We start from the raw sequence: 18,854 nt of genomic DNA on the forward strand, positions 1-18,854 counted from the left end.
GCACTTCCTGTAATCAGATATTGCTGATCCAAAGTCGTGGTTACCTGGCTTAGAAAATCCTGGGTAGAAGATTGGATATCTTTCTGCCAGACCACGTCCTGAGCACGCAACGACGGGATGACGCATAAGAAGAATGCACCCATGTAGAGTTTTTTCATATCAGTGTTTAATTTAAATTATTATTACTCGTTTATTCGGGGTGCAAAAATATTCTTTTTACTCCACAACAAAAAGGCTTATTACTTTAATTTAATATGGATCTGTACCCATACAAAGGTATTGCGGTAAAGCGACAGAATAAGTCGTATCTAAAAAAAGCAGGTCGAAAATGATCTGCTTTTTGTACTCACTCAGTAAATATCCAATTTCCTTAGTATTTACTTAGAAGGCACTTCATAAGATCCCGGAGTTTTGTTAGGAAACAGGGAATTTAAATATGTACATTTGTCTGCACCTGCATTTATTACCCTAAAAACATATCTACCATTGAAAAAGACACTGAGCCTGACCGCTATCATTTTAGCCTGTATACAACTCTATTCACAACATACCTATGCATTTTTTGGTTCTTTTAACCGCGATAAAGCGACTGAAGGAATTCATGTATACCAACTGGATACCATTAAAGGAAAGCTGAGCAAACTAACTTCTGTTTCAGGAATTTTAAACCCTTCATTTCTTACCTTATCTCCGGATGGAAAATATGTGTATTCCTGTACTGAAAGTAAAACAAAAAACTCAGGAAGCGTAAGCAGTTTTGAATTCAACCCTGAAAAAAAGACCCTCCGTTTTATCAACAGTCAGAAAAGCGGTGGCGAAAATCCGGTGTATCTGACAGTTCATCAAAACGGAAAATGGCTGATTAACGGGAATTATACGGAAGGAAGTGTTTCGGTATACCCTCTTTCAGAAAACGGTATGATACAGCCTGCTGTTCAGAATTTCCAATTTTCAGAAGGGAGCATAAATCCGGACAGGCAGGAACGTTCCCATATTCATTCAACTGTTTTTTCTCCGGATTTTAATTATATATTTCTGCCGGATTTAGGAGCGGATAAAATCAGAGCCTACCAATTTAAGAGTAAAAATGAAAAGCCACTGCAGCCTGCTGAAGTTCCATTCACGCAAACTGTACCCGGAAGCGGCCCAAGACATTTCACTTTCCACCCGAATGGTAAGTACGCCTATTGCATTGAGGAAATGGGCGGAACGGTAAGTGCCTATCGATATGAAAACGGAAAATTAACCCCCATTCAGAGAACAGATACCCATCCCGAAAAACTTAAAGAGAACTTTGAAAGCTCAGATATTCATATTTCTCCTGACGGCCGTTTTTTATATGCGTCCAACCGCGGAGCTGAAAACAATATCGCCATATTTTCCATTCAGAATAATGGTCAGTTAACAACTGTAGGGTATCAGTCCACAAAAGGGAAACATCCGAGAGTATTTACAATAGACTCTACCGGAAAATTCTTAATTGCTACCAATTCCGTAAGCGGAGATGCCACTCTATTTAAAAGAAACCTGACCACCGGGCTATTGAAAAAAATGGGTAAAAAAATAAAAATATCCGGAGTATCCAGTGTACAAATCAGGCATTATTAATTTTCAGAGACCGGCGTGAAAAACAAATATTATTACCCCTATCAGTTATATAGTCTCCTGCTAATATTCGCCGGAATTGTATACGCTGTTTTTTTATGGGTACAATATCAACATACTATTCAATACGGCGTTTTAGTGGAGAAAACAATTTCTTCCGTTAATTGCCGGCCCTATAGAAGACTTGTATCAAGCATTCAAATAAAAGAAAATAATAAGCTTTACTATATAAAGATTGATTATGAAAGCTGTCAAACTTATTCTGCCAATGAAAAAATTTCACTTTGGTATTACAAAGCAAAAGATCTTTATCTTTACCCTGCTAAAAAACCTAATCATGTAAGAAGAATAATTTTACTTATCATTCTTTTTATCATTGTTCTCATCCCCTGGCTGTATATTATCAGAAAATATACGGCAAAAGAGAAATAATCATAAATATATATATTAGAATCAAGAAAGACAGCGGCGATGCTGTCTTTCTCTTTTATTATAGTTATGAGGATTTTAAGCTAAATCAAATCTATCCAGATTCATCACTTTCGTCCATGCTGCTACGAAATCATTCACAAATTTATCTTGTGCATCGGCGCTTCCGTATACTTCGGCTACGGCTCTCAGTTCAGAATTGGAACCGAAGACAAGATCTGCACGGGTAGCTGTCCATTTTGGCTGACCGGTTGACCGGTCACTTCCCATATACAATTCCTGATCATCCGAAAGGGCTTTCCACTGGGTTCCCATATCCAGAAGATTCACGAAGAAATCGTTGGTAAGAGCTCCCGGACGACTGGTAAATACCCCGTGTTTTGAACTGTCAAAATTGGTATCCAAAGCACGCATTCCTCCTACCAATACACTAAGTTCAGGAGCTGTAAGTGTTAACAGCTGGGCTTTGTCTATGAGTAAAGCTTCTGTGGATACTGAGAATTTTCTTTTCAGATAATTGCGGAATCCATCGGCAATCGGTTCAAGATATCCCATAGATTCTATATCCGTCTGTTCCTGAGAAGCATCCATTCTACCCGGAGCAAATGACACTTTAACATCATGGCCTGCATTTTTTGCCGCTTTTTCCACTGCTGCCGAACCTGCCAGTACAATAATATCAGCCAGTGATACCTTCTTACCGCCGATCTGCGCATTGTTAAATTCTTTCTGAATTTCTTCCAGTACTCCCAACACTTTCTGTAACTGTGCAGGGTTATTGACTTCCCAGTTTTTCTGAGGCTCCAGTCTTATTCTCGCTCCGTTGGCTCCGCCTCTCTTATCACTTCCTCTGAAAGTAGAAGCAGAAGCCCAAGCTGTAGATACCAGTTCGGAAATACTCAATCCAGAATCTAAAATTTTAGCTTTAAGATTTTCAGTATCATTTCCGTCAATCAGTTCATGATTTACTTCAGGAATAGGGTCCTGCCAGATTAATTCTTCCTGTGGAACATCCGGTCCAAGGTAACGGGCACGGGGTCCCATATCTCTGTGGGTCAGTTTAAACCACGCTCTTGCAAATGCATCTGCAAAAGTATCGGGATTTTCATAAAAATGTCTTGAAATTTTTTCATAAACAGGGTCCAGCTTTAATGAAAGGTCTGTGGTAAGCATGGTCGGTTTATGCTTTTTAGAAGAGTCAAATGCGTCGGGAATAATGTCTGCACCGTCTATTGCTACCCATTGGTGAGCTCCGGCAGGACTTTTTGTCAGTTCCCATTCATTTTCAAAAAGATTTTTAAAGAAATAATTGCTCCACTGGGTTGGAGTTTCTGTCCAGGTTACTTCCAGTCCGCTGGAGATCGCATCTCTTCCGCTTCCTGATTTATAAGTACTTGCCCATCCTAATCCCTGCAGTTCAATTCCGGCTCCTTCCGGCTCTTTACCTACATGATCTGCAGGACCGGCACCATGGGTTTTTCCGAAAGTATGTCCTCCTGCGATCAAAGCTACAGTTTCCTCATCATTCATTGCCATACGTCCGAAAGTATCGCGAATATCTTTAGCGGCTGCAATCGGATCCGGATTTCCGTCCGGCCCTTCCGGGTTTACATAAATCAAGCCCATTTGTACTGCGGCCAATGGTTTTTCAAGGTTTCTTGAGTGGATATCTCCGTCAGCATTATCATCAGTAGGAAGTACCGCATGATTTTCTACGACTCCTTCAGAACCGTGTGCATAGCGAATATCTCCGCCCAGCCATGTTTTTTCAGCGCCCCAGTATACATCCATATCCGGTTCCCAGACATCTTCACGACCTCCTGCAAATCCAAAAGTTTTGAATCCCATGGATTCCAGTGCCATATTTCCGGTAAGAATCAAAAGGTCAGCCCAGGATATATTTCTTCCGTATTTTTGTTTGATCGGCCATAATAACCTTCTTGCCTTATCCAGGCTCACGTTATCCGGCCAGCTGTTTAAAGGGGCAAAACGCTGCTGGCCTGCTCCTGCTCCGCCTCTTCCGTCTCCTACACGATATGTTCCTGCACTATGCCACGCCATACGGATAAACAGAGGACCATAATGCCCAAAATCTGCCGGCCACCAATCCTGAGAATCCGTCATTAATGCATGAAGGTCTTTTTTTACCGCCTCAAGATCGAGTTTTTTAAATGCTTCTGCATAATCAAAGTCTTTATCCATAGGGTTAGACAGTGATGAATGTTGACGCAGCATATCTACTCTTAGCTGATCAGGCCACCAATCCTGATTTTGGGTACCACCACCGGCTACATTATTCTTTTTCATTGTCCCGTTGTGAAACGGGCATTTACTGATGTCATTCAAATCTTTTTCCATTGTCGTTTATTTATTTTATTTTGATTAATACTATTTAAGCAATGCTCTTTTGTAAGAACATGACAAACTTACAACGCTTATTCAATTAATACAATCTATTAATTTTAATTTCAATGATAGTTAAAAACTATAACGAAGTCATTTCGACAGCATCCAAGTTAAAGACACAATTGTGGTATTAAGTTAGTAAAATTTTAAATTCGCTGAGACATATACTGCTCTATTTAGAATAACTCAACGTAAGATTAAAGGATAGAAACAAAACGCTAAAAATAAATGTAACTCACTGCCTTATAGAAAGCTTTCCCTTCTTTCATTCATCAATATCAGTATCCCTCAACAATTTTCCGTCTCATAAAACGGAATCTTCCCTCTCAGAAAATTTATTTATCTTTATCTTTAAAGAAATAAACAGGGCTATGAAAAAAGTATTAATTGTTGTTCTCGTGGCATTCGTTATCATCCAGTTTTTCCCTATTGATAAAACCAATCCCGCTCCGACACCGGGAATGGATTTTCTGAGAATTAAAAATACACCGGAATCTGTAGCCAAAATGATCCGCACTTCTTGCTATGACTGCCATTCCAATGAAACTCAGTATCCGTGGTATGCCAATATTTCTCCGGCATCATGGTGGGTAAAAAATCATATCAATGAAGGCAGAAAGAAACTTAATTTCTCTACCTTTGCAGTGTATGAGCCTAAGAGACAGCTTCATAAACTGGAGGAATGCATTGAAATGATTGAAAAAAGTGAAATGCCTCTTGAATCCTACTATATCGGGCATCAGGATGCAAAACTCTCTGATGAACAGCGTACGGAACTGGTAAAGTATTTTAAGAAAATAAAAGAAGATACGGAACGAAATATTATGTTTAACAAATAAAAATTATGAAAGACCTGGAAGGTAAACATATTGTTTTTTTTGACGGAGACTGCGGAGTCTGTAATTTCTGGGTACAGTGGATTTTGGAAAGAGATACAAAAGACCGATTTATGTTCGCTTCACTGCAATCTGAGTTCGGACAACAATTTTTGTCTGAAAGAGGGCTGAAAACTACAGATTTCAACACCATGTACCTTTGGAAACCGGGCCGGTACTATCTCATCAAATCAAAGGCTGTCCTTAAAATTGCAGACTTACTGGGCGGAATCTACAGGCTGTCTGTGATTGGAAAGCTGATACCGGCTTTTTTAAGCAATACCATCTATGATATGATCTCCAGAAACAGGATGAAACTGGCAAATCAGAAATGCTACTTACCGGATCAGCACCAGAAGAAAAAATTCATTCAGGTATAAAACTCGGTAAATAAGTAAAGTATAAAAAATTTTCTGTCTCATTCGGGGAGACCATATAAAATAAAAAACCGTCAGAATTATCTGCCGGTTTTCTGTTTTATCATTCATAAATTTTTCAACCAGAGGTTTCTACTGATTCAAAGACCATATTGAATAGCTGTTCGGGGCACACTGAATTTTCACCCATTTATCTCCCTGTGTAGTAGGGTACCAGCCTGAACTTCCTGTAAAATCCTTAATCTGCTGAGAAGCCCAGTTGGTTTCAATCCATCGTTCCTGCCAGCTTGATGAAGTATTGATGTAGACTACCAGTCCGGGATTTCCGTTATATCCGTTACGTCTTGCAATATATTCATCATTATCAGTATACAAAATTGAAGTGGTTCCTGTCGCTTTATTATTATGGATCCAGATCAGATTATTTAGCCTTTCTTTATTCAGCCATTCTTCATAATCCCTGTAAAAGATGGTGGGATAACCTTCGTGGGTCAGGATATAGGCATATGCCGGCATTTTGTTGTAAATAATATCCGTATCGTGATTGGCTACAAAAGTCACGGCTTTGTACGGATTCCTTTTCCACATCATATCATCATTCAGTGCATTCAGATTTCCGTTATCAAAAGCTTCATCCATTTTATAATAGGCTGCAAAATCAAATACCGAACTATTGGCATTATTAGCCCACCATTCTAAAGTATTGACATTGGAATCCCATAATTCTCCCACGGAAAAACCTCCTACTTTGGAATTCCAGGTATTCACGACCCATGGTCCGAAGCCTTTAACATAATCAAATCTCCAGCCGTCAAATTTCATTACATTTTTATAATATTTAGCCACCGAATCATCTCTTCCCCACAGCCAGTCCTGTACATGAGGATTGGCATGGCATAAATCCGGGAATCCCCCGAAAGCACCCTCATCATTATTTCCGTAGGCATTTTTATAAAAGTCATTATAATTTCTCTGAAATTTTCCCGAAGCAATTCCTGAAAAATTAGTCCATGTATTGGTTCCTGTATAAGGATTCGCCTCAGATTGTCCGCCACTGTTATGATTAATCACAATATCAGCATATACCTGCATATTCTCAGCATGTGCTTTAGTAATTAAAGCTTCCAGTTCGGTTCTTGATCCGAAGCGGGTTTCTACGCTTCCGTTCTGATTAAAATCTCCAAAATCATAATAATCCGTAGGATCATATCCCATGGAATAAGCGCCGTTTTGCGCTTTGGAAGCAGGCGGCAGCCAAACCGCTCCAATTCCGGCATTAGACCATGCCGTTAATTTATCTTTAACGGTGTTCCACCAGTTTCCTCCATCGGGAACATCCCAGTAGAACCCCTGCATAAGCACTCCGCCTCCCGGTCCGGCTGTAAATTTGCCCTGCATCGATCCGGAGGTGCTTCCGGTACTAAAGGGCCGCCCGTCATGAGTGGTTACATTTACAATTTTATTGTGGACCTCCAGCTGTTGCGGAGTCTTATTGACAAATTCATCATTATTCTGACAAGAAGAGAACAACGCTAAAGCCAATACTGAAAGAAGAAAATATGTTTTTTTCATGATATAATTTAATTATCAACCTATCAACTAAATTACAATTTTATTAATATAAATCTCAAACATAAGTGAAATGTTTTGTTTTTTAATAATAAATCAGAAAAAAGCGCATCTTATATTTTCATTAAAAAATCATAAATTTTTAAGTTTCTCGAAACAATTTTTCTTTTAATCCATATATTTGCATACTATGGAATATAACACCCAAAAAACTCAGCTTCATATGCCCGAATACGGCAGAATTATACAACAGTTGGTTGAGCGCTGTAAAGAACTTGTTTCCAGAGAGGAAAGAAGTGAAATGGCTATGGCAATCATCGATTTTATGGGTCAGAGAAACCCACAACTTCGCGACGAAGAAAATTATAAACATAAACTTTGGGACCATCTTTTTATTCTTGCAGATTATGATCTGGATGTAGATTCTCCCTATCCGTTCCCTACCAGAGAACAATTGGCGGAAAAGCCTAAAAGAATGGAATATCCGAAACTTCAGGGAGACTTCAAGTTTTACGGAAAAAGTATTCTTCAATTGATTGAAAAAGCAATTGAACTGGAAACGGGTGATGAAAAAGAAGCCCTTATTGAGGTTATTGCCAACAATATGAAGAAGTCTTATAATGTCTATAATAAAGAACATGTGACGGATGATGTCATTTTCCGCCATCTGAAAGAATTGTCAGAAAACAGACTGGATCTTACAGGAATTGACTCTCTTGAAAAAAGCAAGATCTATTACACCAGTAATAACAACCGTAATAACAACGGTAATAATAACCGTAATAACAACAACAGCAATAACAATAATAAAAACCAGCCTAATAAAAGAAGGCATAATAACAATCATAAAAACAGAAAATAATGAGTGGAACATTTCAGATAAGAGGAGGGAAAAGATTGCAGGGTGAAATAACTCCACAAGGAGCCAAAAATGAGGCTTTGCAGATTTTATGTGCGGTTTTATTAACGGACGAAGAGATAAGAATCAAAAATATCCCGGATATTCATGATGTTAACAGGCTGATTGAAATTCTCGGAGATTTTGGAGTAAAAGTTACTAAAAACGGACAGGGAGATTACACTTTCAAAGCGGATCAGGTTAACTTTGATTATATAAAATCCAGCGAGTTCAAAAAAGACGGCGCTAAACTACGTGGTTCAATTATGCTGATGGGGCCAATGCTGGCGCGTTACGGAGAAGCCTATATGCCTACACCCGGAGGTGATAAAATAGGAAGAAGAAGACTGGATACCCATTTCCAGGGATTAGTGGAACTGGGCGCGGAATTCAATTATGATGAAGAGGAGTATTTCTATTCATTAAAGGCAAAAGAGCTTAGAGGAAAATTTATTTTACTTGAAGAAGCTTCTGTAACCGGAACAGCGAATATCGTAATGGCAGCAGCCTTAGCTAAAGGAAAAACAAGGATTTATAATGCTGCTTGCGAGCCTTATCTTCAGCAATTATGCAAAATGCTGAACAGAATGGGTGCCAACATTTCAGGAATTGGCTCCAACCTTCTTACCATTGAAGGGGTAGAATACTTACACGGAACTGAACATACCATGCTTCCGGATATGGTAGAAATCGGATCCTGGATTGGTCTTGCGGCCATGACAAAATCTGAAATTACCATCAAAAATGTAAACTGGAACCAGCTGGGAGTTATTCCGAATACATTCAGAAAATTAGGAATCGAGCTTGAACAGAGCAATGATGATATTTATATTCCGGCTCAGGAACATTATAAAATTCAGAAATTTATTGACGGATCTATCCTTACGGTTTCTGATGCACCATGGCCTGGATTTACTCCGGATTTATTATCTATTATCCTTGTAGTGGCTACTCAGGCTAAAGGAAGTGTTTTGGTTCACCAGAAAATGTTTGAATCCAGATTATTCTTCGTAGATAAATTAATCGATATGGGTGCACAAATTATTTTATGTGACCCGCACAGAGCAACGGTAATCGGACTGAATCAGGAGTCTCCCTTAAGAGGAACAACAATGGTTTCTCCGGATATCAGAGCCGGAAATGCCCTTCTTATTGCAGCCCTTTCTGCAGAGGGAAAATCGATTATCCACAATATCGAACAGATCGACAGAGGATACGAAAATATCGATGGAAGACTAAGAGCAATCGGTGCTGATATCGAAAGAATTTAAGATCAGAAATTAAATAGTAAAAGCTAGAAATTAGTTTAATCCAGATTAAAAAAAACAAAAAAGTGTTCCGATTACCTGAACACTTTTTTGTTTTTCCGGATAAGTCACATCTAACGATTTTCTATCCTCAAAAGAAAAAACACCCACTTTACCGGAACTCTTTATGAGGAAAAATAAAAGTGCCCGGTCAGAAAACCGGACACTTTCGTAATTAAAACTATATGAATCTATCTTAAGAATACTTCCTGCAGAGATACTCCACTGTGGTACTCAAAAGTTTATTTTTATTCAGATAGACCTCAAGCTTCTGATAGTCTTCTGAATTTACATTAATATATAACTGTACCGTCCCGAAACTGTATCCGTTGACGTATTCTACATTAGCAGATAACACTCTGTGACAAATGCCCAATTGATTGTAGATGGTATTCATTAAATGTTCAAATTTCATTTTGCCATTCAATTCTATTTCCAGGATCAATTCTTTTTTAGGCAGGTTTATTTTATTTTGTGAAACCTGCAGGCTTGGATGAAGTGTAATCATTGCTAAAGATTTTTGGGTTAAACACATTCAGATCATATAACGTACTGCATTAAATCTGTCACAAAAATATAAAAAAATAATAGTCCACCAAATTAGTGGACTATTATTTTGAAATTTTAACATAAAAAAAAGAAGCGGGTATGCTTCTTTCGTTTGCTATCAGAGTTCTTTTATTCTTTCCAGTTTTTCAGAGCCGGCCAGCCCGTTGGGGTTGCAACCCGGTTCTCCTTCAGGAACTTTCAGATTTTTTTTCTGGTAAAATTCTGTCCAGAATGCATTAGTCTTTCCTGTTTTAGGATCAATAAATGTCATAGGCTCTAATTGAAAAATATGATCAGATCTGAATGCTCTCTCTACAAAGTCTGAGCAGTAATATGAATTTTCATTGAGAATATAATTGAAATTATAGGGTTTTCCGAGCATCTGACCGGCTTTGTTAACAGCGGCCGGAACAGCTTTCTGATATTCAGGCTTTAAACGATAAAGAATGACTTTCTGCCCCTCTCCTTTCTGTTCTCTGATAAACTCTTTTAATTTCTGTTTTTGAGAACCGCCTTTAGGAGCTGCATGTAAAACGAAAAACTGTTTTTTTTCTTTTTCCAGAATTCCTATATGATCAAAAGAAGCTGTTTTTTGTTTTTGGGTAACATTATTAATCGCTCCTGAAAGTCCGCTTTCTTTTGCGGTAACAAAAAGCAAATCTCCGTTTTTTAATTCTGAAGTCCGGTAAGAATTACAATTCAACAATAATAACATCAAAAAGAATAAACTTCCTCTCAGCATCATTTTTTTATGACACGATATTTTAAATCTCAGCATCCTATATGGTTTATCCTCCAAAATTACAAAATAGAATTCATTACATTTGTAGAAAGTATTGATCTATTCTTCATACCCAATGCTAATCGAAACACGCCACACATTCTTATGCCACATATTTTATTAGTTGAAGACGACGACAGGCTTTCCAGGCTTATTACAAAAGGGCTTCATGAATCAGAGTTTGAAGTAACGGCAGCCTATGACGGAATGACCGGGCTGAAACTGGCATTACAAACTTCTTTTGATCTGGTGATAACAGATATTGTTTTACCCCAAAAAAACGGCCTTGAATTTTGTACAGAGATTAAAGCTTTAAAGCCCAATCTTCCGGTTATCATGCTTACAGCACTCGGTACTACAGATGACAAGCTGGAAGGTTTTGATGCGGGAGCAGATGATTATCTGACCAAACCTTTTGAAATGCGCGAACTTTCGGCAAGAATAAAAGTTTTACTGAAACGCTTTTCACAACAAAGACAACAAAAAGTTTTTGTTCTGAAATATGAAGGAATAGAAATGAATCTCGAGCAAAAAACAGTGAGCCGCGATCATATGCCTATAAAACTGACTCCGAAGGAATTCAATCTCCTGAAATTCATGATGGAAAATTCCGAAAAGGTTCTTTCCCGGGGAGAAATCGCTGAAAAAGTTTGGGAAACCCATTTCGATACCGGAACCAATTTTATTGATGTTTATATCAATTATCTGAGAAAGAAAATCGACAAGGATTTTGAAACCAAACTTATCCATACCAAAGCCGGCATGGGATTTATTCTTAAAAAAGACTACGAAACCGGTATTACCTCTTAACTCCTGAGTGAACTGATGAAAATAAGAACGAGACTTACCCTGCTTTTTACCCTGATTACGGCTATGCTTTTAGGTGTTTACAGCTTTTCAATCTATTATTCATCAAAAGAAGCCAGAGAACAATCTTTTTACAGCGAATTACAAAACGAAGCTATTGCAAAAACTGACTTATTTTTCCGGAGCTCATTGCCGGAACAGGAAATGCATAAGCTTTACAAAAATAACAACAGAACACTCAATGAGGTTCAGGTGGCCATTTATGATGTCCATAAAAATCTCATTTATCACGATGATGCCAAAGTAGATTATGTGAAAGAAACCCCGGAAATGCTTTCGGAAATATTTCAGAAAAAGCGGATCAATTTCTTTTTAGATGATTTACAGGTTATCGGGATTGTGTATCATTTTGAGGGAAAATCCTATGCCGTTACGGCTGCTTCTTATGATAAATACGGATATGAGTATCTTACCCATCTGCTCACCATCAGTATTATTTCCTTCGTCATTATTCTGATCCTCATCTACCTCTCAGGAATTTTTCTTTCAAAGAAGGCATTGAGCCCGCTTAGTGAAATGGTGAATCAGATCAAAAAAATTACAGCCGGAAAATTACAGCTGCGTTTAAAAACGACGAAAGAAAAAGACGAACTGAACGAGCTGGCTCAGAATTTCAACGGGATGCTTGAGCGGCTGGAAAATTCTTTTGATGCCCAAAAGCATTTTGTATCCAATATTTCCCATGAACTCAGAACTCCCCTGTCTGCAATTATTACCGAGCTGGAACTGGCTTCCAAAAAAGATCACACCAAAGAGGAATACCAGGAGAGCATTTCATATGCTCTGGAAGACGCCCGTAATATGGTGAAACTTTCCAACAGTTTAATGGATCTTGCCAAAGCAAGCTACGATCCTAATGAAATCAGTTTTTCAGAACTTCGTCTCGATGAAATTCTGCTGGAATCTTATACTAAAATCACAAAAGAAAATTCCACCTACAAGGTTTCATTGAATATAGAAAATGAGATAGAAGAGCATGAGCTTATTATCCGGGGAAATGAATATCTGCTGCAGGTTGCCTTTAATAATCTTATTGACAATGCCTGCAAATATTCACCGGATCACAGTTGTTCCATAGATGTATCAATGAATACCCGAAGGCTTTATATCCGCTTCGGCAATACAGGTATTACCATTTCCCCTGAAGATTTGGAACATATCTTCAAACCTTTTTACAGAAGTGAGACATTCAGAAAAGAAAAAGGACATGGAATCGGGCTTTTCCTTACGGAGAAAATTTTCATTCTTCATCATGCTGCTGTTCGGGTAAACTCAGAAAATAATAAAACCGTTTTTACAGTGATATTTGAGAATAAAAACAGCTGAACACCAAGGGGTATTTAATGTTGAGACGTTTTACTGAAGACTGTAGTTCCTATACTTGCGGCAATAACACAAGCTATAGAAATCCACTGTAAAAAGGTAAGATCTTCAGCAAGAAACAGCAATCCTGAAAGTGCAGCAAAAGCCGGCTCAAGGCTCATCAGAATACTAAAAGTCTTTGCCGGAAGCCTTTTCAGTGCCATAATTTCTAATGAAAATGGTAATGCACTCGATAAAATGGCAACGCCCAAACCTTTTACAAAAATCGTCGGTGTTAAATTAAAAACGGCTCCGTCCCATATTGTAAATGGTATAATAACAAGACTTGCAAACAACATTCCTGTCGTTACGGCATCTTTACCGTCCATAATTTTTGCCACTTTTCCACCCATTACAATATAAACTGCCCAGAACATTCCTGCCAGAAAAGCAAGCCCCAGTCCTAATAAGTCTATATTATTACTCTTCCACGGCACGATAAGAAGTATCCCCGCACAAGCTAATAATGCCCATACCACATCCAGTAATTTACGGGAGAGTGCCAATGCCAGAAACAAAGGACCTGCAAATTCAACAGTCACCGCCAGTCCCAAAGGTATACGCTGTATGCCCATATAAAAAATCAGATTCATGGCAGCCAGTCCTATTCCATACATCGCACAGTATTGCCATTTTTGTCTGTTGAACTTCAAAAACTTCGGACGGTTAATCAGTGTCAGTAAAATTGCTGAAAGTACAATTCTTAAGGTAACGGTTCCTATCGCTCCTATCTCAGGAAAAAGCTGTTTTGCAATAGATGCTCCGCCCTGTACACAGATAATAGCCATAAGGGTAGCCGGTATCGCTATATTTGATTTTTTCATTGCTGTAAGTATTAAAAAAGGCAGGAAAGAAGTTTCCTCAACCGAACACACTTTATTTTATATATGATCAGCTGTAACACCGTCACAAAAAATAATTTGCGGTCAAATGTATTGAAATTTTGTCTTTTACAATGGATACAGATGTCACTTCATTCCTCAATGATATAATTCAACAGAAATACTGGCTTAGGAAAATAATTCTGTTTTCTAATCATATTCTAATAACATTCTAAAGTTTTTCTAACAGCCATTCTCTAAAAGGAAGAATACCTTTGCAGCAAATAAGAACCGCTATGGATACCGATCCGTCACATTACAACAATAACTAAACATTCAGCAGTGTACATTTTCTGTATACAGGCTGAATGCCATACAAACAGAAAGATCATGAATACACTAGAATTTACTCTCCGTCTCTTTACAGCATTTGCCTTAGGAGCCAGCATCGGTTTCGAAAGACAATGGCGCCAGAAAAGTGCAGGTCTTCGTACCAATACACTCGTATGTCTGGGTTCTGCAGCATTCGTTCTTCTTTCCATCAGGATCGGAGGGGATGCCACAGGCAGAATTGCTTCTTATATCGTAAGTGGTATAGGGTTTCTAGGAGGCGGTGTTATCATGAAAGACGGGCTCACCGTTCGCGGACTGAATACAGCAGCTACGATCTGGTGTTCAGCCTCTGTAGGAGCGCTCAGCGCAATGGGATTTCCCCTTGAAGCAGCGATTACCTCAGGATTTATTATTCTCACCCATATCGTTCTCCGCCCTCTGGGGCTAAAACTGGGCAATACGATCACCAGCAGAAATCATTATACCGAATACCTTATCAGCATTAAATGTAAAAGCGAGGTCGAAAATCATATTCGTGTTCAGCTGATGCAGTCTTTAAGCGGAAATGATAAAATCTTATTAAAATCACTTACCAGCGATGACAATGGCATTCCTGAGAATGCCATCATCACAGCAGAAGTGCATGCTTCCACTCCACAGGACAGCTTTATGGAAAAAACAGCCAGCAGACTGACTATTGAAGACAAAGTCATCAAAGTAAGCTGGGAAATTATAGGCACTGAAAACGATTTATAACATTAAAAACAACCTTTGAAGCGATGTTAAAAAAATCTTCCAACAAAAATCTCAATTCGGCAGCTCTTGTTAAATTAAAAGAAGCAGCCTCTGAGAATGAAAAAATGATTTATGCAATGCTCGAAACTTCTGATGAAGGGCTTAGCGAAAATACGGTTAAAGACCGTCTGAAGATATATGGTAAAAATGAAATGGCCACACAAAAGGCTCCTTCATGGCTGAAACAGTTTGCCCATTCTTTCTTTAATCCCTTCAATTATATTCTGGCCTGTATTGCGGTAATATCTTTATTTATTGATGTCATCCTTGTACCAGACGGAGAAAAAGACCTGAGTACCAGTATTATTATTTCAGTAATGCTTTTATTCAGCACTGTTTTAAGATTCACTCAGGAATTTCGCAGTAATAAAGCTGCAGAAGCATTGAAAAGAATGGTAAAAACCAGCTGTCTTACCAAAAGAAAGTTCAGAGAAAGTGAAGAAATAGAGATTAGTGAAATTGTTCCCGGTGATATTGTAATTCTTTCTGCCGGTGACATGGTTCCTGCTGATTGCAGAATTCTAAAAAGCAAAGATCTTTTCATCAGCGAATCTATACTGACAGGGGAAGCTTTGCCGGTAGAAAAAAATGCACTGCCCATCCGTGATGCAAAAGACCGAAATCCGCTTAGTCTCCAAAATATCTGCTTTATGGGAACCAATGTGGTAAGCGGATCGGCTACTGTGGTAGTCGCCAACACGGGTATTTTCACATATTTCGGAAGCATCAGCAGAAGTCTTATTTCCAAAAGACCTGAAACTGCTTTTGATATCGGAGTCAACAAAGTAAGTTTTCTGCTGATCCGGTTTATGCTGATCATGACTCCGGTTATTTTTCTGATCAACGGATTGGTTAAAGGCGACTGGATGCAGGCTTTATTATTTGCCATTGCCGTAGCTGTAGGACTTACTCCCGAGATGCTTCCTATGATTGTCACTGCAAATCTGGCGAAAGGAGCTGTAAATATGAGCAAAAAGAAAGTGATCGTTAAACGTCTGAATGCCATTCAGAATATCGGAGCAATGGATATTCTCTGCACGGATAAAACGGGAACACTTACTCTGGATAAAATAGTTCTGGAAACCCACCTCAATGTTCAGGGTATTGAAGACGATGAAGTATTGAAATGGGCCTACCTCAACAGCTTTCATCAGACCGGTCTTAAAAATCTTCTGGATCAGGCTGTACTGGAGCATGCCGAAGTTCATCACCTCATTAAAGCAGATGAATTATATCTAAAAGTAGATGAAATTCCTTTTGATTTTGAAAGAAGAAGAATGTCTGTCATTCTGAATACCTCCAATGGAAAACACCTGATGATTTCCAAAGGTGCCGTAGAAGAAATGCTCTCTTTATGCAAATATGCCTTAGATCCTGGTGAAGATTACAGCCTGCATATTGAAAATGACAATATTGTTCCGCTGGACGACCGCATGAAACAGAAAATCATCAAAATGTCTGAAAAACTTAATGCTGAAGGGCTTCGGGTGTTATTGGTAGCAATTCGTGAATTTGACGGAGACCACCCGTTGAATTATTCCGTAGCCGATGAAAATCACCTTACACTGACAGGCTTTATAGGCTTTCTTGATCCTGCAAAACCATCTGCCGAACCAAGTATAAAAGCCCTTCATAAGCTGGGAGTTGAGGTAAAAGTAGTAACCGGAGATAATGATATTGTGGCCAAAAAAATATGTCATGATGTGGGAATTCCCATCAACACTATTATGCTTGGCGATGAGCTGGATAGTATGAGTGATGATGAGCTCAGCAGAGATATGGATCTGTATTCTGTTTTTGCGAAAGTAAGCCCTTTACAGAAACAACGTATTGTAAAGATATTAAGATCAAAAGGGCATACCGTAGGATTTATGGGAGACGGAATCAATGATGCAGCTGCCATCAAAGAAGCCGATGTCGGAATTTCCGTAGATACCGGTGCTGATATTGCCAAAGAAAGCGCAGATATTATCCTGCTGGAAAAAGATTTAATGGTATTACGCAGTGGTGTCATCTATGGCAGAAGAACTTTCGGAAACATTATTAAATATATAAAAATGACGGCCAGCAGTAATTTCGGAAATATGTTCAGCATGATCGGAGCCAGTGCATTGCTTCCTTTTTTACCTATGCTTCCGTTACAGATTCTGACACAGAATTTATTATATGATGTTTCACAGTCTTCCATTCCCTGGGATACAATGGATAAAGATTTTCTGGAAAAACCAAAAAAATGGGAAGCCGAGAGTATTAAAAAATTTATGCTGTATATAGGTCCGTTAAGCTCTATTTTTGATTATATGACCTTTGGGGTAATGTTCTTTATTTTCAAAGCTAATACTCCGGAACATCAGAGTTTATTTCAGACGGGATGGTTTGTAGAAGGCTTGCTGTCCCAGACCTTGATTGTACATATTATCAGAACCAAAAAAATTCCTTTTATCCAAAGCTGGGCGGCAGCTCCTGTAGTCGCTTTGACCAGTTTGATCATGCTGATCGGAATGCTGATTCCATTCACATCTGTTGCAGGATATCTGAAAATGCAGCCACTTCCGTTGAGTTACTTTCCTTATTTAATAACCATCCTTACCGGATATTGCATTCTCACTCAATTCGTAAAACAATGGTTTATTAAAAAATTCGGACAATGGCTGTAGCCAATCGGTGATTTTAAAAGATTTCACAAAAATATCACCTCAACTTGAAATAAAAAAGAAAAATTAAAATTAAATTAGTGGTAATAAACATTTTATATGAGAAAAACTGTATTAACAATAGTTCTTTTGGCATTACTTACTTCCTGTAAAGATTCTAAAAGCGAAGCCCCTCAGGATAATGACTTCGTAGTCAAAGGAAATAACGTGATGATTCCGGAATCCAATCCTGTCTTTAAAAAAATCAAAACTGAAGTAGTGGCAGAACAGGAGCATAGTGACGGAGTGGTTTCTGCCGGAACAATCCAGGCTATTCCTAATCATTATGCAGAAATTGCCAGTCCGTTTTCAGGAAGAATTATAAAGTCTTTTATCCAGCTTGGGCAAAATGTTTCCGCCGGAAGTCCTCTCTTTGAAATCCTTTCTTCCGATTATTTTTCGGTACAAAAAGATTATACGGATGCTTTAAACGATGTACAACTTGCGGAAAAAAATTACAGACGTCAGCAGGATCTTGTAAAGCACGGGGTAGGTATTCAAAAGGAACTGGATGAGGCAGAAACCGATTTCAAGAATAAAAAAACTTCACTTTCCAACGCTTCTTCGGCCTTAAAAGTATACAACAGCAAAGGAGGCGGTATCGGAAGTCCCCTTATTGTAAGAGCTCCTATCAACGGAGAAATCATTTCCAACAAGATTGTCAATGGTCAGTTTCTGAAAGGAGATGCTGATCCTGTTATCATTATTGCAGAATTATCCAAAGTCTGGATTTCCGGTGATGTAAAAGAAAAAGACATCCGCTTTGTCAATACCGGAGATCATGTTTCTGTAAAAGTAAGCGCTTACCCTGACAGAAACATTACCGGAAAAGTATACCACATCAATGAAGTTGTAGATGAAGATACGCGAAGTATAAAAGTTCTTATTGAATGCGACAATCCTGACCGAAAACTGAAACCGGGTATGTATGCCACTGTTAATTTCTCAACAACACCTACAAGATCTATCATGATTCCGGTTACAGCTTTAATGCAACAGGACAGTTCTCAGTATGTATGGGTAAAAACAGGTAAGAATCAGTTTACCAAACGTACTGTAACGGCCGGTGAAACCGATCAGAAAACTGTAAGAATTACCTCAGGGTTACAAGTTGGTGATACCATCATGACTGAAGGCGGAATTTATATGTTAGACGCGAAATAATGTAAAATGTACAAAAGCCCGGA

15 protein-coding genes are annotated in these 18,854 nt (G+C 38.5%); 10 read left to right on the top strand and 5 right to left on the bottom strand.

Annotated elements, in window-relative coordinates:
- The first annotated feature begins 486 nt into the window (after positions 1–486).
- Complete coding sequence (locus tag JO178_RS16245) at positions 487–1,608, top strand: lactonase family protein (protein ID WP_291938153.1); 1,122 nt, start codon at positions 487–489, stop codon at positions 1,606–1,608.
- 504 nt (positions 1,609–2,112) lie between these two features.
- On the opposite strand, the gene katG is transcribed toward JO178_RS16245, so the two are convergent.
- Positions 2,113–4,392, bottom strand: coding sequence for a catalase/peroxidase HPI (katG, locus tag JO178_RS16250; protein ID WP_291938154.1), 2,280 nt, complete (start codon positions 4,390–4,392; stop codon positions 2,113–2,115).
- Positions 4,393–4,811: 419 nt separating this feature from the next.
- Between katG and JO178_RS16255 the strand changes: the two genes are divergently transcribed.
- Both JO178_RS16255 and JO178_RS16260 read left to right on the top strand, forming a co-directional pair.
- Positions 4,812–5,279, top strand: a complete 468-nt coding sequence (locus tag JO178_RS16255; protein ID WP_291938155.1) for a heme-binding domain-containing protein — start codon at positions 4,812–4,814, stop codon at positions 5,277–5,279.
- A 5-nt stretch (positions 5,280–5,284) separates the two neighbouring features.
- Positions 5,285–5,695, top strand: coding sequence for a DCC1-like thiol-disulfide oxidoreductase family protein (locus tag JO178_RS16260; protein WP_291938156.1), 411 nt, complete (start codon positions 5,285–5,287; stop codon positions 5,693–5,695).
- A gap of 129 nt (positions 5,696–5,824) precedes the next feature.
- Here JO178_RS16260 and JO178_RS16265 read toward each other — a convergent pair whose 3' ends face one another.
- Complete coding sequence (locus tag JO178_RS16265) at positions 5,825–7,264, bottom strand: alpha-amylase (protein ID WP_291938157.1); 1,440 nt, start codon at positions 7,262–7,264, stop codon at positions 5,825–5,827.
- Positions 7,265–7,451: 187 nt separating this feature from the next.
- Between JO178_RS16265 and JO178_RS16270 the strand changes: the two genes are divergently transcribed.
- On the top strand, positions 7,452–8,123 hold the full coding sequence (locus JO178_RS16270) for a DUF4290 domain-containing protein (RefSeq protein WP_291938158.1): 672 nt from the start codon (positions 7,452–7,454) through the stop codon (positions 8,121–8,123).
- Entirely contained in the window at positions 8,123–9,430 is a 1,308-nt protein-coding gene (gene murA / locus JO178_RS16275) for a UDP-N-acetylglucosamine 1-carboxyvinyltransferase (RefSeq protein ID WP_291938159.1), read from the top strand. The genes JO178_RS16270 and murA overlap by 1 nt, the downstream gene beginning before the upstream one ends.
- Before the next feature lie 232 nt (positions 9,431–9,662).
- Here the strand turns inward: murA and JO178_RS16280 are convergent, their stop codons facing one another.
- Both JO178_RS16280 and JO178_RS16285 read right to left on the bottom strand, forming a co-directional pair.
- Positions 9,663–9,974: an NIL domain-containing protein gene (locus JO178_RS16280; protein ID WP_291938160.1), complete on the bottom strand. Its 312-nt coding sequence runs from the start codon at positions 9,972–9,974 to the stop codon at positions 9,663–9,665.
- Between the two features lie 159 nt (positions 9,975–10,133).
- A complete protein-coding gene (locus tag JO178_RS16285; protein WP_291938161.1) occupies positions 10,134–10,793 on the bottom strand; it encodes a YiiX/YebB-like N1pC/P60 family cysteine hydrolase in 660 nt (219 codons plus the stop codon).
- 108 nt (positions 10,794–10,901) lie between these two features.
- Between JO178_RS16285 and JO178_RS16290 the strand changes: the two genes are divergently transcribed.
- The gene (locus tag JO178_RS16290; RefSeq protein ID WP_291938163.1) at positions 10,902–11,606 is read left to right on the top strand and encodes a response regulator transcription factor; all 705 of its coding nucleotides are present in this window, start codon (positions 10,902–10,904) and stop codon (positions 11,604–11,606) included.
- 15 nt (positions 11,607–11,621) lie between these two features.
- The gene (locus JO178_RS16295) at positions 11,622–12,989 is read left to right on the top strand and encodes an ATP-binding protein (RefSeq protein WP_291938165.1); all 1,368 of its coding nucleotides are present in this window, start codon (positions 11,622–11,624) and stop codon (positions 12,987–12,989) included.
- A 14-nt stretch (positions 12,990–13,003) separates the two neighbouring features.
- On the opposite strand, the gene JO178_RS16300 is transcribed toward JO178_RS16295, so the two are convergent.
- Positions 13,004–13,849, bottom strand: coding sequence for a DMT family transporter (locus JO178_RS16300; RefSeq protein ID WP_291938166.1), 846 nt, complete (start codon positions 13,847–13,849; stop codon positions 13,004–13,006).
- Positions 13,850–14,236: 387 nt separating this feature from the next.
- Here JO178_RS16300 and JO178_RS16305 point away from each other — a divergent pair, with 387 nt between their 5' ends.
- The 3 genes from JO178_RS16305 (at position 14,237) to JO178_RS16315 (ending at position 18,831) form a co-directional block, all read left to right on the top strand.
- Positions 14,237–14,935, top strand: a complete 699-nt coding sequence (locus JO178_RS16305; protein ID WP_291938167.1) for an MgtC/SapB family protein — start codon at positions 14,237–14,239, stop codon at positions 14,933–14,935.
- A gap of 23 nt (positions 14,936–14,958) precedes the next feature.
- On the top strand, positions 14,959–17,631 hold the full coding sequence (gene mgtA / locus JO178_RS16310; RefSeq protein WP_291938168.1) for a magnesium-translocating P-type ATPase: 2,673 nt from the start codon (positions 14,959–14,961) through the stop codon (positions 17,629–17,631).
- Positions 17,632–17,727: 96 nt separating this feature from the next.
- Entirely contained in the window at positions 17,728–18,831 is a 1,104-nt protein-coding gene (locus tag JO178_RS16315; RefSeq protein WP_291938169.1) for an efflux RND transporter periplasmic adaptor subunit, read from the top strand.
- Positions 18,832–18,854: the final 23 nt, after the last annotated feature.

Source organism: Chryseobacterium sp. (genome assembly GCF_019236175.1).
In the GTDB taxonomy this organism is placed as follows: Bacteria; Bacteroidota; Bacteroidia; order Flavobacteriales; family Weeksellaceae; genus Chryseobacterium.